The 25676-nt window shown below is 37.5% G+C and carries 22 protein-coding genes; 17 read left to right on the plus strand and 5 right to left on the minus strand.

Going from position 1 to position 25676, the window contains the following annotated elements:
- Positions 1 to 160: 160 nt before the first annotated feature.
- Positions 161 to 988: a spermidine synthase gene (speE, locus tag B9N79_RS21920; RefSeq protein ID WP_019394756.1), complete on the plus strand. Its 828-nt coding sequence runs from the start codon at positions 161 to 163 to the stop codon at positions 986 to 988.
- 54 nt (positions 989 to 1042) lie between these two features.
- Positions 1043 to 1915 (plus strand): agmatinase, encoded by an 873-nt coding sequence (speB, locus tag B9N79_RS21925; RefSeq protein ID WP_019394757.1) that lies wholly within the window; start codon positions 1043 to 1045, stop codon positions 1913 to 1915.
- A 34-nt stretch (positions 1916 to 1949) separates the two neighbouring features.
- Here the strand turns inward: speB and B9N79_RS21930 are convergent, their stop codons facing one another.
- A complete protein-coding gene (locus tag B9N79_RS21930; RefSeq protein ID WP_040060367.1) occupies positions 1950 to 2963 on the minus strand; it encodes a YcdB/YcdC domain-containing protein in 1014 nt (337 codons plus the stop codon).
- Positions 2963 to 3817 (minus strand): RNA polymerase sigma factor, encoded by an 855-nt coding sequence (locus tag B9N79_RS21935; protein ID WP_040060365.1) that lies wholly within the window; start codon positions 3815 to 3817, stop codon positions 2963 to 2965. The genes B9N79_RS21930 and B9N79_RS21935 overlap by 1 nt, the downstream gene beginning before the upstream one ends.
- A gap of 239 nt (positions 3818 to 4056) precedes the next feature.
- On the opposite strand from B9N79_RS21935, the gene B9N79_RS21940 reads away from it, so the two are divergent.
- From B9N79_RS21940 to argS, 5 genes are all read left to right on the plus strand, one after another.
- Positions 4057 to 5022: an ABC transporter substrate-binding protein gene (locus B9N79_RS21940; RefSeq protein WP_040060363.1), complete on the plus strand. Its 966-nt coding sequence runs from the start codon at positions 4057 to 4059 to the stop codon at positions 5020 to 5022.
- 84 nt (positions 5023 to 5106) lie between these two features.
- Positions 5107 to 6105, plus strand: coding sequence for a FecCD family ABC transporter permease (locus tag B9N79_RS21945; RefSeq protein WP_040060360.1), 999 nt, complete (start codon positions 5107 to 5109; stop codon positions 6103 to 6105).
- Positions 6102 to 7103: a FecCD family ABC transporter permease gene (locus tag B9N79_RS21950; protein WP_040060359.1), complete on the plus strand. Its 1002-nt coding sequence runs from the start codon at positions 6102 to 6104 to the stop codon at positions 7101 to 7103. The genes B9N79_RS21945 and B9N79_RS21950 overlap by 4 nt, the downstream gene beginning before the upstream one ends.
- 144 nt (positions 7104 to 7247) lie before the next feature.
- Positions 7248 to 7685: a YwiB family protein gene (locus B9N79_RS21955; RefSeq protein ID WP_046218045.1), complete on the plus strand. Its 438-nt coding sequence runs from the start codon at positions 7248 to 7250 to the stop codon at positions 7683 to 7685.
- Positions 7682 to 9352, plus strand: a complete 1671-nt coding sequence (gene argS / locus B9N79_RS21960; RefSeq protein ID WP_040060357.1) for an arginine--tRNA ligase — start codon at positions 7682 to 7684, stop codon at positions 9350 to 9352. The genes B9N79_RS21955 and argS overlap by 4 nt, the downstream gene beginning before the upstream one ends.
- A gap of 36 nt (positions 9353 to 9388) precedes the next feature.
- Here argS and uvsE read toward each other — a convergent pair whose 3' ends face one another.
- On the minus strand, positions 9389 to 10345 hold the full coding sequence (uvsE, locus tag B9N79_RS21965; protein WP_085118962.1) for a UV DNA damage repair endonuclease UvsE: 957 nt from the start codon (positions 10343 to 10345) through the stop codon (positions 9389 to 9391).
- 13 nt (positions 10346 to 10358) lie between these two features.
- A complete protein-coding gene (gene cls / locus B9N79_RS21970; RefSeq protein WP_040060354.1) occupies positions 10359 to 11549 on the minus strand; it encodes a cardiolipin synthase in 1191 nt (396 codons plus the stop codon).
- Between the two features lie 162 nt (positions 11550 to 11711).
- On the opposite strand from cls, the gene B9N79_RS21975 reads away from it, so the two are divergent.
- The 8 genes from B9N79_RS21975 to B9N79_RS22010 all read left to right on the plus strand — a co-directional run bounded on the left by B9N79_RS21975 (position 11712) and on the right by B9N79_RS22010 (position 24086).
- Positions 11712 to 13814 carry a (Fe-S)-binding protein gene (locus tag B9N79_RS21975; protein ID WP_094041313.1) on the plus strand — a complete coding sequence of 701 codons (2103 nt, stop codon included), beginning with the start codon at positions 11712 to 11714 and terminating at the stop codon, positions 13812 to 13814.
- A 12-nt stretch (positions 13815 to 13826) separates the two neighbouring features.
- Complete coding sequence (locus B9N79_RS21980) at positions 13827 to 15002, plus strand: acetyl-CoA C-acetyltransferase (RefSeq protein ID WP_040060353.1); 1176 nt, start codon at positions 13827 to 13829, stop codon at positions 15000 to 15002.
- Between the two features lie 14 nt (positions 15003 to 15016).
- Positions 15017 to 15868 carry a 3-hydroxybutyryl-CoA dehydrogenase gene (locus B9N79_RS21985; protein WP_046218044.1) on the plus strand — a complete coding sequence of 284 codons (852 nt, stop codon included), beginning with the start codon at positions 15017 to 15019 and terminating at the stop codon, positions 15866 to 15868.
- Positions 15869 to 15881: 13 nt separating this feature from the next.
- Positions 15882 to 16964, plus strand: coding sequence for an acyl-CoA dehydrogenase family protein (locus B9N79_RS21990; protein WP_085118967.1), 1083 nt, complete (start codon positions 15882 to 15884; stop codon positions 16962 to 16964).
- Positions 16965 to 16982: 18 nt separating this feature from the next.
- The gene (locus B9N79_RS21995; RefSeq protein WP_040060348.1) at positions 16983 to 18113 is read left to right on the plus strand and encodes an acyl-CoA dehydrogenase; all 1131 of its coding nucleotides are present in this window, start codon (positions 16983 to 16985) and stop codon (positions 18111 to 18113) included.
- Positions 18114 to 18133: 20 nt separating this feature from the next.
- Positions 18134 to 21328 carry a fused isobutyryl-CoA mutase/GTPase IcmF gene (gene icmF / locus B9N79_RS22000; RefSeq protein ID WP_040060346.1) on the plus strand — a complete coding sequence of 1065 codons (3195 nt, stop codon included), beginning with the start codon at positions 18134 to 18136 and terminating at the stop codon, positions 21326 to 21328.
- Positions 21329 to 21573: 245 nt separating this feature from the next.
- Positions 21574 to 22128, plus strand: a complete 555-nt coding sequence (gene rpoE / locus B9N79_RS22005) for a DNA-directed RNA polymerase subunit delta (protein WP_338069113.1) — start codon at positions 21574 to 21576, stop codon at positions 22126 to 22128.
- Between the two features lie 350 nt (positions 22129 to 22478).
- The gene (locus B9N79_RS22010; protein WP_040060343.1) at positions 22479 to 24086 is read left to right on the plus strand and encodes a CTP synthase; all 1608 of its coding nucleotides are present in this window, start codon (positions 22479 to 22481) and stop codon (positions 24084 to 24086) included.
- A 35-nt stretch (positions 24087 to 24121) separates the two neighbouring features.
- On the opposite strand, the gene B9N79_RS22015 is transcribed toward B9N79_RS22010, so the two are convergent.
- Positions 24122 to 24652, minus strand: coding sequence for a DUF2529 family protein (locus tag B9N79_RS22015; protein WP_019394774.1), 531 nt, complete (start codon positions 24650 to 24652; stop codon positions 24122 to 24124).
- A 243-nt stretch (positions 24653 to 24895) separates the two neighbouring features.
- Here B9N79_RS22015 and B9N79_RS22020 point away from each other — a divergent pair, with 243 nt between their 5' ends.
- Together B9N79_RS22020 and B9N79_RS22025 are read left to right on the plus strand one after the other, a co-directional pair.
- Positions 24896 to 25267: a response regulator gene (locus tag B9N79_RS22020; RefSeq protein WP_019394775.1), complete on the plus strand. Its 372-nt coding sequence runs from the start codon at positions 24896 to 24898 to the stop codon at positions 25265 to 25267.
- 275 nt (positions 25268 to 25542) lie between these two features.
- Positions 25543 to 25676, plus strand: a 134-nt coding sequence (locus B9N79_RS22025) for a class II fructose-bisphosphate aldolase (RefSeq protein WP_205635670.1), incomplete at its 3' end; no start/stop codon positions are given.

Below are 25676 nucleotides of genomic sequence, written 5' to 3' on the forward strand. Positions count from 1 at the left end.
AAGGTGGGAAACTTGCGAGTATGCCTTAACATAAGGTTAACAAGCTCCTTATCTGAAGAACAATTCGTACATATTTTACGTGTACTTTTCGATTTTGCGAATACACTACTAAATGTTAATGTGGACAAGAGGATATTTGATATAGAAGGGATGAAGTATAATGAGTCTTTGGTTTACAGAGAAACAAACAGAGAATTTTGGTATTACAGCAAAAATTAATAAAACGCTTCACACAGAACAAACAGAATTTCAAAAGTTAGATATGGTAGAAACAGAAGAGTTTGGTAACATGCTTCTTCTTGATGATATGGTTATGACAACAGAGAAAGATGAGTTTGTATATCATGAAATGGTAGCACATGTACCACTTTTCACACACCCAAATCCAGAGCATGTCCTTGTTGTTGGTGGAGGAGACGGTGGCGTTATCCGCGAAATTTTAAAACATCCAAGCGTGAAAAAAGCAACACTTGTTGATATTGATGGAAAAGTAATCGAGTACTCTAAAAAATATTTACCAACAATTGCAGGTCAATTAGAAGATCCACGTGTAGATGTTCAAGTTGGCGACGGCTTCATGCATATTGCAAAAAGTGAAAATGCATATGACGTTATTATGGTTGATTCAACAGAGCCAGTTGGTCCTGCTGTAAACTTATTTACGAAAGGTTTCTATGCAGGGATTTATAAAGCGCTAAAAGAAGATGGTATCTTTGTTGCCCAAACAGACAATCCTTGGTTTAAAGCAGACCTTATTGCAAATGCGCAACGTGACGTAGCGGAAATTTTCCCAATCACGCGTCTTTATACAGCTAACATTCCAACATATCCAAGCGGTCTTTGGACATTCACACTTGGTTCTAAAAAGTATGATCCTTTAGAAGTAAGTGAAGAACGCTTCCATGAAATTGAAACGAAATATTACACAAAGGAACTGCATAAAGCAGCGTTCGCTCTACCTAAATTTGTAGCAGATCTACTAAAATAAGAAAAAGCCATGGGGATTCTCATGGCTTCCTATTGTTTGAAGGGAGTCAGTATAATGCGTTTTGATGAAGCCTATTCTGGTAATGTGTTTATCGGAAGTCATAAAAGTTATGAAGAAAGTAAAGTTGTTCTTTACGGAATGCCAATGGATTGGACAGTAAGCTACCGTCCAGGTTCTCGTTTTGGCCCAACACGTATCCGTGAAGTTTCAATCGGACTTGAAGAATATAGCCCATACCTTGATCGTGAATTAGAAGATGTAGCGTACTTTGATGCAGGAGATATTCCACTTCCGTTCGGAAATGCCCAGCGCAGCATTGATATGATTGAAGAATATGTAGATGACCTTCTTAAAGATGAAAAATTCCCACTTGGTATGGGAGGAGAACATCTTGTATCATGGCCTGTTATGAAAGCAATGGCAAAGAAATATCCAAATCTTGCAATCATTCATATGGATGCACATACGGATTTGCGTGTTGAATATGAAGGAGAGCCTTTATCACATTCAACCCCAATTCGTAAAATTGCTGAGCATATTGGACCTGAAAATGTGTATTCGTTTGGAATCCGTTCAGGTATGAAAGAAGAATTCCAATGGGCAAAAGAAAATGGGATGCATATTTCGAAATTTGAAGTTTTAGAGCCGTTAAAGGAAATCCTACCAAAGCTTGCAGGACGCCCTGTTTACGTGACAATTGATATTGATGTATTAGATCCAGCACATGCTCCTGGAACGGGAACAGTTGACGCAGGCGGGATCACATCAAAAGAGCTTCTTGCTTCGATTCATGAAATTGCACGTTCTAACGTCAATGTTGTGGGAGGAGACCTAGTAGAAGTTGCTCCAATCTATGATAATTCAGAACAAACAGCAAATACAGCAAGCAAACTTATTCGTGAAATGATGCTTGGTTGGGTAAAATAATTAGAAAAGGTAGCTTTTTATAAGCTGCCTTTTTTTAATCCAAAAGTTCTCCTGTTTTTGCATTCATACGTGAATGAAAGTTAGGTTCTAATAGATTTGTTTGATAATGTAAAGTAAAGCAACCCTTCTCTTCATCCTCTTTCCAAACAGCCTCTACCTCAAGAAGGGATAGAAGGGTTTCTTTGGCTTTTGTAGCAGAGATAAGTGTTGTTTCTTCTTGTAGAGAAAGAAGCTTATCAACTTCAGTCTCAGGCTCCATATAATAGACAATCCGTAAAGTTTTTCGACAAACATTAACATTAATCATTCCCCCATATTCAAAAGGGATATTAGAGGTAAGATAAAATGTGACAAGCACCCAAGATTCATCAGTATTATAACTGACCCCACCAAAACGAAGAATTGTTTGATGTGATGGAAGCACTTTCTCCAAAAATTGCAATGCACGCTCGTATCCTTGTTTTCGATTGTATTTCTTTCTTAAGTTGGCAGAAGGGTTCTCAAATGAAAAGATTCCTTTTATTTTTCCATTCTCTTTATATTGGATTTTAATGGTCTCGTCGTTTCGTTCTCTCATATAGTTATCAATGCTTTTATCTGATGAGACAAGAGTAAGATTTTTCTTTCGAAACACTTTTCCTCTTAACCCAGGGTCTTTACTTTCTCGAATATATTCATGTTCATTTGTTAGCCCAATCATTTCTTCAATAGTTTCTGCACTTGAGTTTACAGACCTCAGTGGTTTGGATATGACTAGGTCTTCTTCTTTTACAGGGTGTGAAGGATATTCATCAACCCCAACGCTATAAAACGGGGGCTCTATTTTGTAAACAAGCTTCCCTTGGTTATTAGAGGTTGAAAGAAACAAATTGCACGAAGTTTCTTTCATAAGATAATCTTTTACAGTTTCTACATGGACCTCTTTTTGCGGGGTGTGGAAATGACGGGGATTAGTTGTACAATATCTTTTAAAATTAATCACATATCCATCATACGAAATGTCGATAAAGAAGCCGCTATTGTCAATTTTATAGCCGTTATGTTTCATTATCCATTCAAAGCGCATACTTTTTGTAAAAAAATAGGCGAAGCTTTTGAAAAGGGGGGAGGGCACAAATTTGTTTGATCATGGAGGAATTTTAGGACCTTTTTATATAACAATTCTTCAGCGTAGCGAATATGAGTATGATTCATCTCTCTTGAATAAGAGAGTAGCTCTCCGTTAGGGTGAAAAGAGATCATAAAACCAGTTTCTTCAGCTTTATCTTCCCATGCAAATAATATTTCTTCTGAATATTCCTGTTCAATCAAAAGGTCATAGCTAGAAGGAATAGAGAACATACTAACTGCTTTTTCTTTTAACGTTTCTAACATATTCTGAACCTCCCCAATGGTTTCTACTGCAAGAACTGTTTTTAACTTTTGTATGCCACCATAATAATGACTTTTTACTGTACTTTCTGTAAGATCTCCAATATGACTAATTTGTCTGAAGGTGTAATTATCAATAATCTTCAGAGAGAGGATTTGGCTTTTTCTTTTATCTAGTTCATCGAGAATTTGTGCAATCCAAAAGAAATGTTCGCTTTCCTTCTTATGGGGATGTTTTATTTCTTGTACATTTTCAATTGGGATTTCTCGGTCTTTTTTGCGATAAAAATCAATAGAAGTATGAATGGCAATTTTCTTCATCCAGGAAGTGAAGGGGCGATGATGTAATAAGTTTGGAAGAGAAATAAACATACGAATGATTGTTTCCTGTTTAATATCTTCTAAATCGTATTTATTAAGGGCATAGGCATTAATAATCCTTTGAAGCCTAGGTTCGTAGACTTCCATTAGATGTTCAAAAGCCCCTTTCTCCCTTTGTTGAGCTCTGTTGATTAGTTGTGTTTCTTCCACAGTAATCCCTCCTATAATGTAAGACGAGATAGAGTGTAAAATAGTTGGTCCTAAAGAGAAATTTCTTGGGAAATAAATCAAAATAGCTCACATTTTCTGGAGTAATTTAGTGAATGATACGTTATTATGTCGAATAAACAACTTATAAGGGATTGACCCACAATGTGAAAGGGTTGTAAGATAATAACACTGATAATTGTTATCATTATTAAGTATTAAGTAGAAAGAAGGAATTCACAATGGTTCGTAACACCAAGAAATGGACTTTTTCTCTTGTAGCCATTTTGCTCACTTTTATAGTGGCATTAGCAGGATGTAGCTCTTCCCAAGATAGTGAAGAGAAAGAGAAGAAAAGCTCAAGTAAAGAGGAAACTAGAACTGTTCAGCATGAGCTAGGCAAAACAGAAATTACGGGTACACCAAAGCGCGTAGTCACATTGGAACTATCATTTGTTGATTCTCTTAATGCTCTTGGCGTAGAGCCTGTTGGAATTGCAGATGATAATAAAAAAGATATGATTGAAAAGTTAGTTGACAAGAAAATGGACTATACTTCAGTTGGAACACGTGAGCAGCCAAACTTAGAAGTTATTAGCTCTTTACAACCAGATTTAATTATTGCAGATGCACAGCGTCATAAAGCTATTTATAAAGAGTTACAGCAAATTGCGCCAACAATTGTATTAAAAAGCCGTGAATCTACATATGAAGAAAACCTAGATGCTTTCACAACAATTGCAAAAGCAATGAATAAAGAAGAACAAGGCAAAAAACGTCTTGAAGAACATAAACAAACGATGAAAGATTTAAAAGAAAAACTTGCAGATAATGAAAAAGCAACCGTTTTACCTGCAGTTGTACGTGATACATCGTTCCAAGCTCATACTTCTTCATCATATGATGGACAGCTTTTAGAGCAGCTTGGATTTAAAAATCCAATCGATACAAAAGATGCTTATGCTCAAATGAACTTAGAGCAGCTTTCAAAAATTGATCCAGACATCTTGATATTAGCAAACAATGAAGGAAAGCTTTTAACAGATGAATGGAAAGATAATCCACTTTGGAAAAATTTAAAAGCTGTGAAAAATAATCAAGTCTATAATGTTGACCGTGATTTATGGACTCGTTTCCGTGGTATTATTTCAGCTGAGAATATCGGAAAAGACATGGATAAGTTGCTAGATGAAAAGAAACAAGATTGAGTTATGAAAAAAGAAGTAAGAAAACTCTTTTCTTGCTTCTTTTTTTGTAGAGAGAAATAGTCGTAAAAGTGTGGTGTGTTTGAAATGAAAAGTTCAAAAATAAAAATTTATGGTGTTTTCCTTCTTGCTCTTTTCCTTCTTGTGATTGGTACGATGGGAAGTGTTCTAATTGGAGCTACACATACAGGTGTAGGTACATTTATAGGTGCTTTATTCAGTCCAGATGGTTCAAAAGAGCAGGTTGTCATTCGAACACTGCGGCTCCCTAGAGCTGTATTAGCTATTATTGTAGGAGCTAATTTAGCTGTAGCGGGAGCGCTTATGCAAGCTTTAACAAGAAATCCTCTCGCATCTCCGCAAGTATTCGGTGTAAATGCAGGAGCATCGCTTATTGTGGTAAGCTCTCTTGTTTTATTCCCAGCAATGTTATCTTCTACAACCATCTATTTTGCTTTGTTAGGAGCTCTATTAGGGGGCATTGTTGTTTATTCATTTGCCTCTGGAGGAGGGATAACAGATGTGAAGCTTGCCTTAGCAGGTATGGCTGTTCATCTATTTCTTTCGTCTTTAACACAGGCATTTATTGTAATGAGTGAGCAGGCAAAAGATGTTCTATATTGGTTAGTTGGAGCAATTGATGGGAAAGATTGGAGTCATGTGCAAATTATTTTACCTTGGACTATTGTCGGATTAATAGCTGCCATACTTTGTGCAAAGTCCATTTCTATTTTTGTACTAGGAGAAAGTGTTGCACAAGGACTTGGACTAAAAGTGAAAGGAATTCGAATTTTTGTTTCCTTGATTGTTGTTATCTTAGCAGGCTCTTCTGTTGCTGTAGCAGGTCCAATTGGGTTTGTTGGCCTTATTGTTCCTCATATCGTACGAAAGATTTTTGGAAGTGGAAATTATACTATTATTCTTCCATTCTCAGCTTTGTTTGGGGCTGTTTTAATGGTATATGCTGATGTACTCTCACGATTTATTGCCTATCCATTTGAGTCACCGGTTGGGATTGTTACAGCACTAATTGGAGCCCCTTTCTTTCTCTATCTGGCTACTAAAGGAAAGGAGGCTAAATCATGAAGAAAACCACTGCTATAAAGAAGAAACATCCGGTTTCAACAATTCTTATCCTACTCATTATTGTTTTTGCACTTAGCGTTATGAGCCTAGGCGTTGGTTCCATCTATATTTCACCTTGGAGCGTTTTACAAACCTTCTTTTTCGGTGTTCAAGATAATTTCTTTATTCTCTATAACTATCGACTTCCACGCGTCCTTATTGCTTTAATTGTCGGAGCTTGTTTAGGAATTTCAGGAGCAATATTACAGGGGATCTTACGTAATCCGCTTGCTTCTCCTGATGTGATTGGTGTTACAAAAGGAGCAGGTTTAGCTGCTGCGATTGTAATCATCTTACTGCCAAGTTCATCTCTTATAGCATTGCCTATTTCCGCATTTATAGGGGCTTCTATTATTGCTATTTTGCTTATGATTTTCTCGCATCGAACAAATATGAGACCGAGCACGCTTGCGCTTGTTGGTGTGGCATTAGGAGCTATTTGTCAGGCTGGTATTCAATATACAATGATTAAGTTTCCAGACGATGTGAATACAACACTAGTATGGTTAACAGGAAGCCTTTGGAGTCGCGGATGGGATGAACTTGTTCTGCTTATCCCGTGTCTCATTATTATTCCATTCTGTTTCCTGCTCTCCTCAAAACTGAATATTCTAGCTCTAGGGGACGATGTTGCAGTTGGATTAGGGGAGAAAGCGAAAAAAACTCGATATATTCTTTTGGCGGTAGCTGTCGTTTTAACGGGGTTAAGCGTAGCTGTTGTTGGATCAATTGGATTTATTGGTTTAATTGCTCCGCATATTTCAAGAAGACTTGTTGGAAATCGAGCAGGCGTATTGCTTCCTGCTTCAGCGCTCTGTGGGGCTGTTATTCTTCTTGTATCTGATAGTCTAGGAAGAGGACTTGTTCCACCAACTGAAATTCCAGCAGGGATTATTACAGCTGTTATTGGAGCTCCCTATTTCCTTTACTTGTTGAAAAGTGAGCGAAAAGCAAGCTAGTGAACAGTAAATATTCTTTTATTGATTAGAATACGAGAGAATGTAAAAAATGAAATTAAAGGCGTCCTCACATTGAATTTTATGAAAACAATCCTTATACTATAAAGGTTAATAGTTATGCTAGAATTGTAAGGAAGTGTTGAGATGAGCGTATCATCAACAGGTAAAAAAGTAAGCGTAGAAGTTGTCTCAGATATTCGTGACGGAGCACGCAAAGAAATTGTAAAAACAAATTCAAAAGGGCTTCTTTATGAAAAGGGAGACAGCATTTATATTAAGTATGACGAAGAACAAGATGGCGAAGAAATTCGTACTCTTTTAAAAATTGGTAAAGTAGAAGTACTTCTGAACCGTTCTGGTACTGTAACAATGAAGCAAACATTTAAAAAACAGCAAAAAACAGAAGGTTCTTATAAAAGTCCATATGGCATTTTTCATGTTTTAACAGAGACACATAACATTGAATATCAGCAGTTCAAGACGAAAGTCCGTCTTTTTTTATCATATGATTTATATTTACAGGGAGAAAAAGCAGGAAAATATGCGCTCACTGTGACAGTCAAGGAGGAAGAAGAGCAATGAATATAGTAGAACAAGTGCAGGAGAATTTGAAAGCAGAAGTAAAACAAGCTGTTTTAAAAGCTGGATTAGCAACGGAAGAACAACTTCCAGATGTTGTGTTAGAAACACCAAAAGACAAAACACACGGTGACTATGCAACAAATATGGCAATGCAGCTTGCTCGTGTTGCACGTAAAGCTCCTCGTGCAATTGCAGAAGATATCGTAGCAAACTTTGATAAAACAAAAGCATCTATTGAGAAACTAGAAATTGCAGGGCCAGGATTTATTAACTTTTATATGAATAATAGCTACTTAACAGACTTAATTCCAGTTGTGTTGAAAGCAGGCACTGCATATGGTGAAACAAACGTTGGCGAAGGCGAAAAAGTTCAGGTTGAGTTTGTGTCAGCAAACCCAACTGGAAGTCTACATTTAGGACATGCACGTGGTGCAGCTGTTGGGGATTCTCTCTGTAATATTTTAGATAAAGCAGGTTATGAAGTTTCTCGTGAGTATTATATTAATGATGCTGGTAATCAAATTAATAACCTCGCATCATCTGTTGAAGCTCGTTATATGCAAGCTCTTGGTCAAGAAAAAGAAATGCCTGAAGACGGTTATCATGGTCAAGACATTATTGAAATCGGAAAAAAACTTGCAGAACAAGAAGGCGATAAATATGTCAATATGGAAGAACAAGAACGTCTGGCATTTTTCCGCGAATACGGCTTAAAATATGAAATGGAAAAATTAAAAATAGATTTAGAGAACTTCCGTGTACCTTTTGATGTATGGTATTCTGAAACATCTCTTTATCAAAACGGTAAAATTGATGATGCTCTAGAAACATTAAAAGAACAAGGTCATGTATATGAAGAAGAAGGAGCAACATGGTTCCGTTCGACAACATTTGGTGATGATAAAGACCGCGTGCTTATTAAAAACGATGGTTCTTACACATATTTAACACCTGATATTGCATATCACCAAGATAAAATTAAACGTGGGTTCAACAAACTTATCAACGTGTGGGGAGCAGACCACCATGGTTACATCCCACGTATGAAAGCTGCTATCCAAGCATTAGGATACGATAAAGATACGCTTGAAGTTGAAATTATTCAGCTTGTACACCTTTATAAAGACGGCGAGAAAATGAAGATGAGTAAGCGTACAGGAAAAGCTGTTACAATGCGTGACCTTGTCGAAGAAGTTGGTCTTGACGCGACTCGCTATTTCTTCGCAATGCGTAGTGCTGATACTCATATGGACTTTGATTTGGATCTTGCTGTATCACAATCAAATGACAACCCTGTTTACTATGCTCAGTATGCACATGCGCGTATTTGCAGTATGCTTCGTCAAGCGGAGGAACTGAACATTTCGTTTGATAAGGATGTAGACTTCTCTCTAATCAAAGCAGAGAAAGAAATCGATTTGCTTAAGAAGGTAGGAGAATTCCCACAGGTTGTTGGAGAAGCAGCGCTAAAACGTATTCCACATCGTATTTCGAACTATATCTTTGATCTAGCTTCTGTACTTCACAGCTTCTACAATGCTGAGAAAGTATTAGATAAAGAAAATATTGAAACAACAAAAGCTCGTTTAGCTCTTATTCAAACAGTGCGCATTACACTTCAAAATGCTCTTGCACTAATTGGTGTATCAGCTCCAGAAAAAATGTAAATAAAAAAATCTCCCTCTATGTTGTGGGAGATTTTTTTATGGCCAAATAATGCTTCCACCGCTTGCTCGTTTTATGCCGCGTAGCTTACTTACCTCTTCTACAAATTGAAGCAGTGCTTTATCTTTGCCTTTTGCTTCAATCATGACATCAAAATCTCTATTTAACTCACGAGCTGTTTTGAAAAACGGTTTCACAAAATCGAGTGACAAATAATCACTGTGACTTCTAAAACTGCTTTCTGATTTTGGAGAGGAGAGATGTACTTTGGGTTTTAAGTTCCTTTCTTTCCATGTATCAAAAATAGGTTCAAGCAACTCTTCAAGCGGTGCTTCACTCAAATTTGCTTGATGATGGTGATAATCAAATAAAAGAGGGATTCCTTGGTGCTGACATATTTTTAGTGTTTCTGCTGCTGTATATGTTTTATCATCATTTTCAAGCGTCATTTTTTGTTTGATAGAAGTAGGGAGCTTTTTTAAATTTTTATGAAAACGTTCAATAGCAGAAGGCTTGTCACCATAAGTTCCTCCAACGTGGATATTGATAAGGGACGTTTTCTCAACGCCCATTGCTTCTAAAATATTGTAATGATACTCCATATCACGAACAGCATTTTTTGTGATATGAGGTTTATCACTTGTAAAAAGCGTGTATTGATTCGGGTGAAAGCTAACCCGTAAATTATGTTTTTTAATAAAAGTACCAATCTCTTTTAATTTTGAACCGAAAATCCCAAGGTAGTCCCAGTTTACCTCAGGGTGTGTTGCAAGTGGAACAAGGGAAGAAGAAAGGCGATAAAGTTTAATTTCATGCCCAACATTATAGTGAAGGATGCGCCATGTTGTTTGAAGATTTTGTTCTGTTACATTTTTTAGTTGCTCAAGCCGCTGTTCTTTGTCGAGCTGTTTAAAACGCGTAAATGTCATTGTTTTAGCAGGAGATCCTTCCCAAAGGTTCAAAGCATGTGACACATAGCCAAACCGAATAAACATAATGAAACTCCTCTCATAGAAGTGGCGATACCAATTTTGAAATTTGCTCTTTTGTTTTCTGAAACAACGTTCTTTTTTGGATATCTTCTAACATTAACTCTTCTGCATCATTTATGTCGTCACATACAATTTTTTTAACTTGCAAGATAAATGAAGGAGAGTACATATAACAGTTAATTTCTTTGTTAAGAAAAAGACTTCGTTTATCAAAATTTGCTGTTCCAATATCACACATCACATCATCAATCACGATGACTTTAGAGTGGTAAAAGCCATAGTAATGACGAAAAACACGGCCTCCTTTTTTTAGGAGAGGCTTATAATAGGGAAAAGCAGAATCAGGAATAAGAGGGTGATCAGCTTTAAGTGGTGTGAGAATGTTTACATTTACCCCTCGATCTATTGCATCAAGAAGGGGTTGAAACAATTTTTGACTCGGAACAAAATAAGGTGTACCAATATAAATGTCTTTTTTGGCTTTCTCAATCATTGTGATAAAATCTTGTTCAAGTGTTTTACCATCTGTCGCTTTAAATTGGAAAGAACAAGGAAACGTTCCGTTGTATGAAGGCTCGGGCGGATATAGTACTTCTTCTGTTTCCCGCTTCCAATCCTCGCAAAACTGACTTTGAAGATCTGCAACTCCTTCTCCTGTTATCCGGAGGTGAAAATCTTTCCATGCCCCAAGCTTTGGGTTAAAGCCTAAATACTCTTTGCCAATATTAAAACCGCCAATATAGCCAATTGAATTATCAATAACTGTTATTTTTCGGTGATTCCTTGTGTTTAGTTTATAGAAAAGAAAAGGAAAAGTAGGTTTGTGAGTAAAGGAAAATTTTATGCCTTTTTCTCTTAAGAGTTGAATATCCTTTTTAGTAAGAGAGCTTCCAACCCAGTCAAGAAGAAGACATACTTCAACACCTTGCTGTCTTTTTTCTTTCAAAAGAGTCAGAAATTCCTGTCCAACTTCATCTGAGCGAATAATATAAAAAAGGACATGAATACTTTTTGTAGCATTTCGTACATCAGAGAAGAGTTGTTCAAAAAGATCATATCCTTCTGTATAAAATGTAATGTCGCCCTTTCGCTTGGGGTAGAGTTTTTCCTCAGCTGTTTTTCTATGAAGAGCAGAACCGCAGGTAAAATCAATAATGAGAAGAACAATCAATAAAAATATAAGACCGATAACTGTTAATGCAATCATAATCCGCCTCCTCGCTTTGTTATAAGTTACCCTTTTTTGACTAAGATTATTTCTAAATTTAAGAAAGGAAAGGGTTGACTGAATGTTCATTCAATTTATACAATAAAAGTACTATACTACAAAAAGATTTCTGATGTTTTCATGTTAAAAGGAGGGAACAAAGTGACAATGCTCTTATGGATTAACATGTTAGCTTTTTTGATTGTAACCGCTTACGCTGTTTTCTTGTTCTCATATCTCATTAGAACAAGGCTAACCTACATCAGGTTAGGAAGGAAAATAGAATTTGATGGAGAAGTAAAAGAACGCTATCGTAAGGTTGTTGAAAATGTTTTTGGACAGAAGAAGCTGTTGAAAGATAGAAAGAGCGGTATTATTCACGTTCTCTTTTTTTATGGTTTTATTCTCGTGCAATTCGGAGCTCTTGATTTTATTATAAAAGGACTTTTTCCAGGACATCATTTGCCTTTTGGTCCTGTCTATGGAGGGTTCACCTTTTTTCAAGAAATTGTGACACTTCTAATTCTAGTTGCCGTTTTATGGGCTTTTCATCGTAGATATATTGAAAAACTAGTACGTTTGAAAAGAGGGTTCAAATCAGGTCTTGTTCTTCTTTTTATTGGTGGACTTATGATCTCAGTTCTTGCAGGAAACGGAATGAGTCTTATTTGGCATAATGAACAACTAGGTTGGTCAGAGCCTGTTGCTTCTCTTATTGCAAGTTTGTTTAGCTTTCTTCCACAAACAGGAGCCACTGCTCTTTTCTATGCAGCATGGTGGGTACACCTTTTATTGCTCCTCGCTTTTTTAGTGTATGTCCCACAATCAAAGCATGCTCATTTAATTGCAGGTCCTGCTAACGTTTATTTAAATCGCCTTACTCCTCCTGGCAAGCTTGAAAAAATTGATTTTGAGGATGAAAGCAAAGAAACATTTGGGGTTGGAACGATTGAGGAGTTTACTCAAGGTCAGCTTCTTGATCTTTATGCGTGTGTAGAGTGTGGGCGATGTACAAATGTATGTCCAGCAACTGGAACAGGAAAAATGCTTTCCCCAATGGACTTAATTTTAAAGCTTCGTGATCATCTCACAAATAAAGGAGCCGCTGTAACGTCCAAAACACCATGGGTCCCAGCGTTTGCTTTCAATAATACACACGGCAATCAGCTTGCTCTAAAAAGTAAACAGCAGGGGATTGAGGAATCAGCAGCAACTCTCAGCTATAACCCATCATTAATTGGCGATGTGATTACAGAAGAAGAGATTTGGGCCTGTACAACATGTCGAAACTGTGAAGATCAATGCCCAGTGATGAATGAGCATGTTGATAAAATTATTGATTTACGTCGCTATCTTGTTTTAACAGAAGGAAAGATGGATGGGGACGGAAAAAGAGCGATGACAAATATCGAGCGTCAAGGTAATCCATGGGGAATTAACAGAAAGGAAAAGGAAAAGTGGCGTACGCTTCAAGATGTTAACGTTCCAACGGTGAAAGAGCTCAAAAAAGAAGGGAAAACGTTTCAATATTTGCTTTGGGTAGGATCAATGGGTGCGCTTGATAACCGAAGTCAGAAAATTACCTTTTCTCTTGTGAAGCTGTTGCGTGAAGCAGGAATAGACTTTGCAATCCTTGGCAATAAAGAAAAAAACTCTGGAGATACACCAAGAAGATTAGGAAATGAGTTTCTTTTTCAAGAGCTTGTGGCAGCGAACATTCAGGAATTTGAGAAAAATGAAGTTAAGAACATTATTACAATTGATCCTCACGCATACAATACGTTTAAGAATGAGTATCCTGACTTTGGGTTCAAAGGCAATGTATATCATCATACTGAAATACTCGCCTCTCTTCTTAAAGAAAAGAAACTTGTGCCAAAGTATGAAGTGAATGAAAGCATTACATTTCATGATTCTTGCTATCTGGGCCGCTACAACGAAGTATATGAACCTCCAAGAGAGATTTTAAGAGCCATTCCAGGGGTGAATGTTCTGGAAATGGAACGAAATCGAGAGACAGGGATGTGCTGTGGAGCTGGCGGTGGCTTAATGTGGATGGAAGAGACGGCAGGGTCTCGAATTAATGTAACCCGAACAGAACAGGCATTAGAGGTGAAACCAACTGTCATTAGTTCAGGTTGCCCTTATTGTTTAACAATGTTAAGCGATGGTACAAAAGCGAAAGAAGTAGAAGATAAAGTCGGAACATATGACGTTGCAGAGCTTCTTGAGAAGGCTGTCTTTGGCTCTATTGAGAAAGCATAAAAAGGAGGGGAAATAATGAAATCGGTTATTGTTGCAGCAAAGCGCACTCCTTTTGGTAGACTCGGGGGACATTTTAGAGATTTAACAGCAAGCGATTTAGGTGGAGAGACAATCAGAGCTTTGTTAGAAGAGAAAAAAGAGGCAAAAGAAGTGATTGATACAGTATTGCTTGGAAATGTGCTACAGGGAGGTCAAGGTCAGCTTCCATCAAGGCAGGCTTCTTTTAAAGGTGGATTAGACTGGAACGTTAAAACAGAAACAATTAATAAAGTATGCGCTTCAGGAATGAGGGCTGTAATAGAAGGGGACTTTTTAATTCGGCTTGGAGAAAGTGAAGCGGTTATTGCAGGAGGAATGGAATCAATGAGCAATGCTCCGTATTTTTTGGAGCAGGCTCGTTTTGGACATAAAATGGGAAACCAAAGTTTAAAAGACCTCATGATGCATGATGGGTTAACATGTACGTTTACAGGAGCTGCAATGGGGAGTTATGGTGATGCAGCAGCGGAAGAATTTCAGCTTACAAGAGAAGAACAAGATGAGTGGGCTGTAAGAAGCCATGAACGGGCTGCTCTCTTTTATGAGAAGGGATATTCTAAGGAGGAAATTGTCCCTGTTCAGGTGAAGAATAGTAAAGGTTCTCTTTTTATAGAAGAAGATGAGTCACTAAGAAGAAACACAACAGCTGAAAAACTTAAAAAATTAAGACCAGCTTTTAATGATGGGGGGACAATAACAGCTGGAAATGCCCCAGGAGTCAATGATGGAAGCGCTTCCTTAGTATTGATGAGTCAAAAAAAAGCATATGAATTAGGATATCGACCATTAGCTACAATTGTCGATTACACATCATTAGCACTTCAACCAAAAGATTTTCCTAAAACACCAGGCTTAGCAATTCGTAAACTATTAGCCAAAACAGGCAAGAAGGTTGAAGATATTTCTCTATTTGAAATCAATGAGGCTTTTGCAGCTGTTGCTTTAATAAATATGAAAACAGAAGGCCTTCAAGCTTCAAAAGTAAATGTAAATGGTGGGGCCCTTGCATTTGGTCATCCTATTGGAGCAAGCGGAGCCCGTATTTTAGTCACGCTTATTCATGAATTACAGCGGATGGGAGGCGGATTCGGAATTGCTTCAATATGCAGCGGCGGAGGGCAAGGTGACGCAATTATGATTAAAGTTTGAAAGGAGGAAACGGGATGGAAAACCGAAAGGCAATGGTGATTGGCGCAGGACAGATGGGAGCAGGGATTGCTCAAGTTCTCGCTTCAGCTTCTTATAATGTGGTTCTTTATGATCTTGACACACAAGCATTGCAAAGAGGGATAAACAAAATTGAAACATCTCTTAAAAAAGCAGTTCAGAAGGAAAAGATAAAAGAAGATGAGATGAATGAAACGCTAGCAAGAATTCAGGACACAACAAGTCTTAGTAATGGTGATGATGCTGATATTGTAATTGAAGCAATCGTTGAAAATTTAGAGGTAAAGAAAGAAGTTTTTAAAAAGCTTGATCAAATAGTAAAAAAAGAAGCTATATTAGCTTCTAATACATCTGCTCTTTCAATTACAGAACTTGGGGCTGTAACAAAAAGGCCTGAGAAAGTCATTGGAATGCATTTTATGAATCCTGTTCCTGTTATGAAGCTTGTTGAAGTAATTCGTGGACTCTCCACATCTGAGGAAACATATCAAGAGATTAAAAGGATAACAGAGTCTCTAGGAAAGGTTCCTGTGCTAGTAGAGGACTTTCCTGGTTTTGTATCTAACCGTATTTTAATGCCAATGATCAATGAGGCAATATACACTTTATACGAGGGAATAGCTTCAAAAGAAGCAATTGATGAAGTGATGAAACTTGGAATGAACCATCCAATGGGCCCTTTACAGCTTGCTGATTTTATTGGGCTTGACACATGCTTGTTCATTATGGAGGTACTGCATGAAGGGTTTGGTGATGATAAATATCGGCCTTGTCCACTTCTAAAGCAATACGTGAAAGGGGGATACCTTGGTTATAAAGTAAAGCGTGGTTTTTACGAGTATGAATGAGGGGAGTGATTCTATGCTCGCTTTTACAAGAAAGCATACCAAGATACAACAACAGGTGGAAAAGTTTGCAAGGGAAGAAGTTACTTCTTTTGTAGAGAAGATGGAGGAAGGTGTTTTTCCAAGACCTCTTGTTGAAAAAATGGGTAAGCAAGGGTTTATGGGAATCCCCTTCAGCAAAAGGTATGGGGGTCTTGGGCTGGATTTTATTTCTTATATTATAGCAATTCATGAGATTTCTAAAAAAAGCGCAGCACTAGGGGTTATTTTATCTGTTCATACATCTGTTTGTACAAATCCTATTTTAACATTCGGCACAGAAAAGCAGCGGGAACGATATGTTAAGAGATTAGCAAGTGGCGATATTTTAGGTGCTTTTGCCTTAACAGAAACAGGAGCAGGATCAGATGCAGGGAGCTTAAAAACAAAAGCAGAGAAGGATGGAGATGTGTATATCCTAAACGGGGCAAAACAGTTCATTACAAATGGGGGAGAAGCAGACATTTACCTTGTTTTTGCGCGTACAGATAAAGGCATTACAGCTTTTATTGTAGATAAAGAAACGGTAGGTTTGAAGGTCGGAAAAGATGAAAAAAAGATGGGGCTGCATGGTTCACGTACAACACCTCTCTACTTTGAAAATATGAAAGTTCATAAAGAACACCGCTTAGGGGATGAAGGTGAGGGATTTAAAATTGCAATGAGTAATTTGAATATCGGAAGAATTGGAATTGCGGCCCAAGCTTTAGGAATTGCGGAGGCTTCCCTAGAAGAGGCACTCTTTTTTATAAAAAGGGACAAAAAAAGTTTGCTCCCTTTAGCAAACATGGCTACCCGTATTGAAGGTGCAAAGCTTTTAACATATCAAGCTGCATTCTTAAAGCAAAAAGGAAAACCATGTAGGAAAGAGGCTTCAATGGCCAAGCTCTTTGCTGCTAAGACAGCAGTTTATGTTACAAGCGGTGTGCTTGATTGTTTAGCAGAATATAGAGGAATTCCAAATCATCATGCTGAGCGTTTTTTCAGAGATGCAAAGGTTTGTGAGATTTATGAAGGAACAAGTGAGATTCAAAAGATAGTAATCAGTCGCAGTCTCTAAACTAAAGGGGGAGAAGAGATGAATTTTGAGCTATCATCAGAACATGAAATGATTAGGAAGACAGTACGTGACTTTGCGGATAAGGAAGTAGGTCCAACAGCGGAAGAACGAGACGAGCAGGAACGTTTTGATCGAACGATCTTTGAAAAAATGGCTGAAATAGGTTTGACAGGGATTCCTTGGCCTGAAGAGTACGGAGGTATTGGTGGTGATTATGTAATGTACTGTATTGCTGTTGAAGAGCTTTCGCGTGTATGTGCTTCAACAGGCGTTATGCTCTCAGCTCATACTTCGCTAGCATGTTGGCCTCTTTATACCTTTGGAAATGAGGAACAGAAGAGAAAGTATTTAACCCCTCTTGCGGAAGGGAAATTTCTAGGCGCATATGCTTTAACAGAATCACAGTCAGGATCAGATGCTGGAGGGATGAAAACAACTGCCCGAAAAGAAGGAAATGAATATATTCTAAATGGTTCAAAGATTTTCATTACAAATGGAGGAGAAGCGGACATCTATATTGTTTTTGCAAAAACAAGTAGTGACGGAAAAGGCGAAACAAGCGCTTTTATTATTGAAAAAGATATGAAAGGCTTCTCAATTGGAAAGAAGGAAAGGAAGCTCGGTATTCGCGCTTCTCCAACAACAGAGATTATTTTTGAAGATTGTCGAGTAAGTAAAGACCATCTTCTTGGAGAAGAAGGAGAAGGCTTCAAGATTGCGATGATGACTTTAGATGGAGGCCGAAACGGGATTGCGGCTCAAGCTCTTGGGATTGCTCAAGGAGCCCTTGATGCCGCCGTTGCCTATGCCAAAGAGCGTCATCAGTTCAAAAAACCAATTATTGCTCAACAAGGGATTGCTTTTAAGCTGGCAGATATGGCCACAAGCGTTGAGGCATCAAGACTCTTAACATATCAAGCAGCATGGTTAGAATCACAAGGAGAGCCTTATGCAAAAGCCTCTGCCATGTCCAAGCTTCTCTCGGGAGATACAGCGATGAAAGTGACAACAGAGGCTGTTCAAGTTTTTGGTGGCTATGGCTATACAAAAGATTATCCTGTGGAACGGTTTATGCGTGATGCGAAAATTACGCAAATTTATGAAGGAACTCAGGAAATTCAGCGACTTGTGATTTCACGGTATTTATAAGGCGAAAAGGTGGTGAGAATATGAGGTATAAAAGAAAACACCATATACGTTTTATTACAGCTTCAAGCTTATTTGACGGTCATGATGCCTCCATTAATATTATGCGTCGCCTTCTTCAAGGAAGTGGTGTTGAGGTCATTCATCTTGGGCACAATCGTTCTGTTGATGAGATTGTTCAAGCAGCCCTCCAAGAAGATGTCCAAGGGATTGCGGTTTCTTCCTACCAAGGGGGACATATGGAATACTTTATGTATATGTATGATCTTCTACAAGAGAAGAATGCAGGTCATATTAAAATTTATGGCGGTGGTGGAGGAGTTATCCTTCCAAAAGAAATTAGAAGGCTTCATGAGTACGGTATTTCTCATATCTTTTCTCCTGAAGATGGGCGGAACTATGGTCTGCAGGGAATGATTGATAAAATTATTGAAGAGTGTGATGTTCCGCTTGAAGCAAAAGAGGTGAAATTACCTCTAAATCCAAGCAACGACCAAGAAGTGGCTCGTCTTATTACACATGTTGAGAATGGAGGAGAGCTGCCTAAAGGGACATCTCATAACGATATTCCGGTAATTGGAATAACAGGAACAGGCGGAGCTGGGAAGAGCTCTCTTACAGATGAACTTATTCGTCGTTTTTTAATTCAGTTTCCGTCGCTTAGAATGGCTGTTTTATCTATTGATCCGACAAAACAAAAAACAGGCGGGGCGCTACTCGGTGACCGAATTCGAATGAATGCCGTTAATTCCCCTCGCGTTTTTATGAGAAGTCTAGCAACAAGAAAATCGAATCATGAATTGTCTTTCGCAATTGACGATGCCGTTACCGTTGTGAAGGAAGCTGGTTATGATATTGTCATTGTTGAAACGAGCGGTATTGGGCAAGGGGATGCGTCAATTACGAATATTTGTGATCTTTCTCTATACGTTATGACAAGTGAGTTTGGAGCACCGTCACAGCTTGAGAAGATTGAAATGATCGATTATGCAGATTTTATTGTAATCAACAAGTTTGATAAACGAGGCTCAGAAGATGCAAAACGACAAGTCCAAAAACAATATCAGCGAAACCACGCTCTATTTGATAAAGACTTTGATTTATTGCCAGTCTATGGAACAATGGCAAATCAGTTCAATGACAGTGGGACTAATATTCTATTCAATGACTTGGTTAAGAAGCTTAACAATCAATACAATGAAAAATTTGGGGACAGCGGGATAGATATTTGTCAAAAAAAAGAGCAGCATACGATTATCCCACCAAGCCGCCAGCACTATATGCGGGAAATTTCTGATACAGTTCGAAGGTATCATCAAGACAAACTTCAGCAAGCCGAATATGCTACAAATCTTTACAGACTTCAAGGAGCAGAAGAACTTACTTTTAATGAAAATGTAAAAGAGCATATGAGGGAGCTACAAGAAAAAGAAAAAGAAAAACTTTCGAAAGAATCACTTAAAATTTTAGAGACGTGGGAAGAAAAAACAGCATCTTACAAAGGTGATACTTTTTCTACAGAAGTAAGAGGAAAAACAATCACAACAGAGCTTGTTACGACAACGTTGTCGGGTCTTAAAGTACCTAAAGTTATGCTGCCTTCTTATCATGATTATGGTGATATTTTAAAATGGGTTTATAAAGAAAATACACCTGGATTCTTTCCATTCACAGCAGGTGTTTTTCCCTTTAAGCGAAAAGGAGAAGATCCTAAAAGGCAGTTCGCAGGCGAAGGGCCGCCTGAACGAACTAACCGCCGTTTTCATTATCTTTCTAAAGGAGAAAGTGCACATAGATTAAGCACCGCTTTTGATTCTGTAACATTGTATGGTGAAGATCCAAATATTCGTCCTGATATTTTCGGAAAAATAGGGGAGAGCGGGGTAAGCATCTGCACATTAGACGATATGAAAGAGCTATATAAGGGATTTGATTTATGTGCACCCACAACATCTGTATCAATGACAATCAATGGCCCTGCTCCTATCTTACTTGCGATGTTTCTCAATACTGCTATCGACCAAGCGATAGATATGAGGGAGAAGGAGCTTTCACGAAAGCTTGAAGAAGAAGAGATTGAAGAATTGAAAGCGCGAACATTAAATGTTGTAAGAGGAACGGTTCAGGCTGATATTCTAAAAGAAGACCAAGGCCAAAATACATGTATTTTCTCAACAGAATTTGCTCTTCGGATGATGGGAGATATTCAGCAATATTTTATTGATCAGAAGGTCAGAAATTATTATTCTGTGTCTATTTCTGGCTATCATATTGCAGAAGCAGGAGCAAATCCGATTTCTCAGCTTGCTTTTACGCTTGCTAATGGGTTTACGTATGTTGAATATTATTTGAGCAGAGGGATGAAAATTGATGAATTTGCTCCGAATCTTTCCTTTTTCTTCAGCAATGGCTTGGATGCAGAGTATACAGTGATTGGAAGGGTAGCAAGGCGCATTTGGGCAATTGTAATGCGAGAGAAATACGGTGGGAACGAACGCAGTCAGAAGCTGAAATATCACGTCCAGACATCAGGTCGATCTTTGCATGCACAAGAAATTTCGTTTAATGATATTCGCACAACCCTTCAAGCACTTATGGCTCTTCATGATAATTGTAACTCTCTTCATACAAATGCTTATGATGAGGCCATTACGACTCCAACAGAAGAATCTGTTCGACGAGCAATGGCAATTCAACTTATCGTAACAAAAGAGCATGGACTAACCAAAAATGAAAACCCGCTTCAAGGCTCTTTTATTGTGGAAGAATTAACAGATCTTGTAGAGGAAGAAGTGTTAAAAGAATTCGAAAGGATCAGCGATAGAGGCGGGGTACTAGGAGCTATGGAAATGCAATATCAGCGTAGCAAAATTCAAGATGAATCAATGTTTTATGAAATGAAGAAACACACGGGAGAACTGCCTATCATTGGAGTGAATACGTATCAAAATCCTGAATCCCAAAGTGAGGAAAGTATTGATAGTATGGAGCTTGCTCGCTCAACGAAAGAAGAAAAGCAAAAAAGAATTGTTGACCTGCAAGATTTCCAAGAAAAATATAGAGGAAAAGCAGAAAGGGATTTAGAAAGATTAAAAGAAGTAGCTAGAAATGGCGGTAATATTTTCACAGAGCTGATGAATACTGTAAAGACAGCTAGTCTTGGTCAAATTACTCATGCTTTGTATGAAGTAGGAGGGCAATATAGACGGAATATGTAATAGAGAGGAAAACCTTAATGAAATGAGACTTTCATAAGGTTTTCCCTTTTTTAGAAAAGAAGTTTGCTTAATGAACTTTTTGCTTATCAACACTAGCATAAATGGATAAAATTTGTTTATAATGAATGGTATGTATTTCATGTTACACGTGATAAAATAATACTTGGTGTGTTTACACAACATTGACAGGCTATAATAGTACAGTTATGAAAACTTTATAGATAAGTTTGATACATAGGAAGGGTGTGTCTATTTTGGGTCTAAACCAATATACTCAAGAAGAACTACGCGAAACGGCAATGATCGAGTTAGCGTTTGAAATTATGTCAGATAGCAAAGAACCAAAAGCATTTTCTTTTCACGATTTAGTGGAAGAAATTCAAAAAAAAGTGGGTCTTTCAGAAGCAGAAGTGCGTCAGCGTATTGCTCAATTTTATACAGATTTAAACATTGATGGTCGTTTTGTTACACTTGGGGACAACCACTGGGGACTGCGCAGCTGGTATCCTGTTGATCAGTCAGAAGAAGATCTTGTTGCAACAGTAAAAACAAAGAAAAGAAAAGCAAAAAGATATGCTAAAGAAGATCTTGATGAATATGAAGATGCTGATGATGACTACGAAGAGTACAATGATGTAGATAGTCTTGAAGAAGATTATGAAGAACTAGATGATGAAGAAGATTATGATGATATGCTGGAAGAAGAAGATTATGATCTAGATGATGAAGAACTAGATGATGAAGATTTAGACGATGAAGAATTAGAGTATGAAGAGCTTGATGAGGATGAAAAATTATAAAGAGCCTTGACTTTTAAGAGAGAACTTTGTAGAATTCTTTTTGGGCTCTTAAAAATTAAAGCAATCTTTTATAAGATATATATTGCTCCCATTACTGCGTGTGCAGGATGGGAGCAATTTTGTTTTTATAGAGTTGTATATAAGATAAAGAGCAATTTTTTGATTTTTTTATATAAATTGGAAGCTCCCGTTTTTGAAGGGAAGTTTTGCTAAAGTGTTGATCATTATTTTTACATGAATGATGACTTATAAGCTCGTGCAAACTTTTAAGAAGGATACATATGCCTTCTTTTTGCTTTTTCATAGAATTTTTTAAATAAGATAACCTAAATTTAGAGGGGGAAGTACAGATGACAAAATATATCTTTGTAACTGGTGGAGTAGTATCATCACTTGGAAAAGGAATTACAGCAGCCTCTCTAGGCCGTTTATTAAAAAACCGTGGGTTAAGCGTAACAATTCAAAAGTTCGATCCATACATTAACGTTGACCCAGGAACAATGAGTCCATATCAGCATGGTGAAGTGTTTGTAACTGATGATGGAGCAGAAACAGACTTAGACTTAGGTCACTATGAGCGTTTCATTGATATCAACTTGAACAAATATAGCAACGTAACAACAGGGAAAATTTATTCAACAGTATTAAGAAAAGAGCGTCGCGGTGACTATCTTGGTGGTACTGTGCAAGTTATCCCACACATCACAAATGAAATTAAAGATCGTGTATTCCGTGCTGGAAAAGAAACGAATGCAGATGTGGTTATTACAGAAATTGGAGGAACAGTAGGGGATATCGAATCTCTTCCATTCCTTGAAGCTATTCGTCAAATCAAAAGCGACATTGGTCGTGACAATGTAATGTATATTCATTGTACACTTGTTCCATATTTAAAAGCTGCAGGAGAAATGAAGACAAAACCAACACAGCATAGTGTAAAAGAACTTCGCAGCTTAGGTATTCAACCAAACGTCATTGTTGTACGTACAGAAATGCCAATTTCTCAAGACATGAAAGATAAAATTGCTTTATTCTGCGATATTGATACAAAAGCTGTTATTGAAGCTGGAGATGCAGAAACACTTTACGAAATTCCTTTAGCATTACAAGCTCAAAACCTTGATCAGCTAACTTGCGAACATTTAAAACTTCCTTGTCGTGAAGCAGATATGACAGAGTGGAAAGGCCTTGTTAATAAAGTGAAAAACCTTTCTGGTAAAGCAACGATTGCTCTTGTTGGTAAATATGTAGAGCTACAAGATGCTTACATTTCTGTTGTTGAATCACTTCGCCATGCAGGCTATGATTTTGATACAGATGTAAAAATCAAATGGTTAAATTCTGAAAACATTACAGAAGAAAATGTAAAAGAAGAACTTGCAAATGTTGATGGAATTATTGTACCAGGAGGATTTGGAGATCGTGGAATCGAAGGGAAGATTACAACGATCAAATATGCTCGTGAAAATAAAGTACCATTCTTTGGTATTTGCTTAGGTATGCAGCTTGCATCTGTAGAGTTTGCTCGCCATGTTTTAGGTCTTGCTGATGCTCATTCAGCAGAGATTGCACCTGAGACAACAAGCCCAATTATAGACCTTCTACCAGAACAAAAAGACGTAGAAGATTTAGGTGGAACACTTCGCCTTGGTTTATATCCATGTAAACTTGTTGATGGTACGTTAGCACAGCAAGCATACAAAGACGAAGTGGTATATGAACGCCACCGCCATCGCTATGAATTCAATAATGAATTCCGTCAAGCAATGGAAGATGAAGGTTTTGTTTTCTCTGGTACAAGCCCAGACGGTCGCCTAGTGGAAATTGTAGAGTTAAAAGACCATCCTTGGTTCTTAGCTTGTCAATTCCACCCAGAGTTCACATCACGCCCAACGCGTTCACAACCTCTATTTAGAGAGTTTGTACGTGCTTCAATTGAGTTAGGTAAAAAACAATAATAAAAAAGCAGCTGATAATTATCAGCTGCTTTTTTTTATTCGTATTCTTCCATCATTTCTTTTATTGTAAATAGTACGGCATAGTAAGCATAGAGGCCAACCATTGTAGAAGGAAAACCAAAGCGCTCTCCATCCTCACCAGGGATAAGTGGTTTAAGAAGTTTTGTATCAATATGTACATCTGAATAGTTAGCTGCAGTTTCTCCCTCTTGTTTAGGATCAAGAGCCCCTATCGTAACAAAAGGAATGTTTTTCTCAGAGATAGCTTTAGCTAACTCTATAGCTTCTTGATCATGAGCATATCGACTGCAAACTAAAACTCGGTCAACGCTTGTTATATTTTCAAGGTTTTCGTTAGAAAGAAGCAGTTCAGCATTTAAAGCATCTGCTCCTTTTGTTGCTTCAATAGCAAGAGCCTCCATCTCTTGAAAACCATGTACGAAAAGTTTACCATCGCCTATGAGTCCTTGAGCAAGTATGCGTGCTCCATCTTCTATATTTAGCTCTTCTTTCTCACTTATTCGATTGAAGTATCCGTTCAATTGGGTTGTAAAAATCTTCATCATATTATTATTCACCTCTGCTAGCTATTATAGCTTACAACACCAAGGATTTAAAAAGCTGAACTATAAAAAATAAGTATTTTATTCTGTGAAATGTTATTTTTGATTATAATTAAGAAGTTCGAGCGCTTTCTCCGCTAAGAATGTACAAAAAGTTATTTTTTGTGAAAGAAGGGATTTCTTTTTCTAAGTAGAATAGAGTAAAGTAGTCCTCGGTACGAAAATTTATTTTAAGGTGGGATAGAAGTGGAAGAACGAATTTTAATTGTAGATGATCAGTACGGGATACGCATTCTTTTAACAGAAGTGTTGCAAAAAGAAGGATATAAAACACTTCAAGCTTCCAACGGCTTTGAAGCTATTGATATTGCAAAAGAACGCACGCCAGATTTAGTTTTATTAGATATGAAAATTCCCGGAATGGATGGAATTGAAATTTTAAAGCGTCTAAAAGAGCTAGATGCAACAGTGAAAGTCATCATTATGACAGCATATGGTGAGCTTGATATGATTCAAGAAGCAAAGGATTTAGGAGCGCTGACACACTTTGCAAAACCATTTGATATTGATGAAATTCGTCAAGCTGTAAAAAAATATATTCCAGTTAATACTAACTAGTACTATAATCTCCTCGTTGCTGTGAAATTCTACATATCACTATTCAATCTCACGGGCTTTACTATGCGCGTTTTTTTCTTGTATTAACTGCATAAAATGTATAAAAATATGGCAGTTTTTTAAGAGCGGTTGCCTATTTTTGTCGAACTCTGCTAGCTTTTATATTGCCGTCAAGTTCGTAAATTGGTATCCTAAAGATGTACTTACATTATTTTAAAGCTTTATTCCTTTTATTAAAGAAACGAGCTTTCAACAGTTTAGAGGAGGATTTACTAATGCCATTAGTATCAATGAAAGAAATGTTGAATACTGCTAAAGATAACGGTTATGCAGTAGGTCAATTCAACTTGAACAACTTAGAGTTCACGCAAGCGATTTTACAAGCAGCACAAGAAGAAAAATCTCCAGT

It is taken from the genome of Priestia filamentosa, from assembly GCF_900177535.1.
Lineage (GTDB): Bacteria > Bacillota > Bacilli > Bacillales > Bacillaceae_H > Bacillus_I > Bacillus_I filamentosa.

Bases quoted from the DNA above. Each gene is read 5' to 3' on its own strand.
- argS (WP_040060357.1), top strand. From the start codon at position 7,682: ATGAATATAGTAGAACAAGTGCAGGAGAATTTGAAAGCAGAAGTAAAA.
- B9N79_RS21945 (WP_040060360.1), top strand. From the start codon at position 5,107: ATGAAAAGTTCAAAAATAAAAATTTATGGTGTTTTCCTTCTTGCTCTT.
- B9N79_RS22015 (WP_019394774.1), bottom strand. From the start codon at position 24,652: ATGATGAAGATTTTTACAACCCAATTGAACGGATACTTCAATCGAATA.
- B9N79_RS21990 (WP_085118967.1), top strand. From the start codon at position 15,882: ATGCTCGCTTTTACAAGAAAGCATACCAAGATACAACAACAGGTGGAA.
- cls (WP_040060354.1), bottom strand. From the start codon at position 11,549: ATGATTGCATTAACAGTTATCGGTCTTATATTTTTATTGATTGTTCTT.
- B9N79_RS21930 (WP_040060367.1), bottom strand. From the start codon at position 2,963: ATGAAACATAACGGCTATAAAATTGACAATAGCGGCTTCTTTATCGAC.
- B9N79_RS21955 (WP_046218045.1), top strand. From the start codon at position 7,248: ATGAGCGTATCATCAACAGGTAAAAAAGTAAGCGTAGAAGTTGTCTCA.
- B9N79_RS21995 (WP_040060348.1), top strand. From the start codon at position 16,983: ATGAATTTTGAGCTATCATCAGAACATGAAATGATTAGGAAGACAGTA.
- icmF (WP_040060346.1), top strand. From the start codon at position 18,134: ATGAGGTATAAAAGAAAACACCATATACGTTTTATTACAGCTTCAAGC.
- speB (WP_019394757.1), top strand. From the start codon at position 1,043: ATGCGTTTTGATGAAGCCTATTCTGGTAATGTGTTTATCGGAAGTCAT.
- speE (WP_019394756.1), top strand. From the start codon at position 161: ATGAGTCTTTGGTTTACAGAGAAACAAACAGAGAATTTTGGTATTACA.
- B9N79_RS22010 (WP_040060343.1), top strand. From the start codon at position 22,479: ATGACAAAATATATCTTTGTAACTGGTGGAGTAGTATCATCACTTGGA.
- uvsE (WP_085118962.1), bottom strand. From the start codon at position 10,345: ATGTTTATTCGGTTTGGCTATGTGTCACATGCTTTGAACCTTTGGGAA.
- B9N79_RS21985 (WP_046218044.1), top strand. From the start codon at position 15,017: ATGGAAAACCGAAAGGCAATGGTGATTGGCGCAGGACAGATGGGAGCA.
- B9N79_RS21950 (WP_040060359.1), top strand. From the start codon at position 6,102: ATGAAGAAAACCACTGCTATAAAGAAGAAACATCCGGTTTCAACAATT.
- B9N79_RS21940 (WP_040060363.1), top strand. From the start codon at position 4,057: ATGGTTCGTAACACCAAGAAATGGACTTTTTCTCTTGTAGCCATTTTG.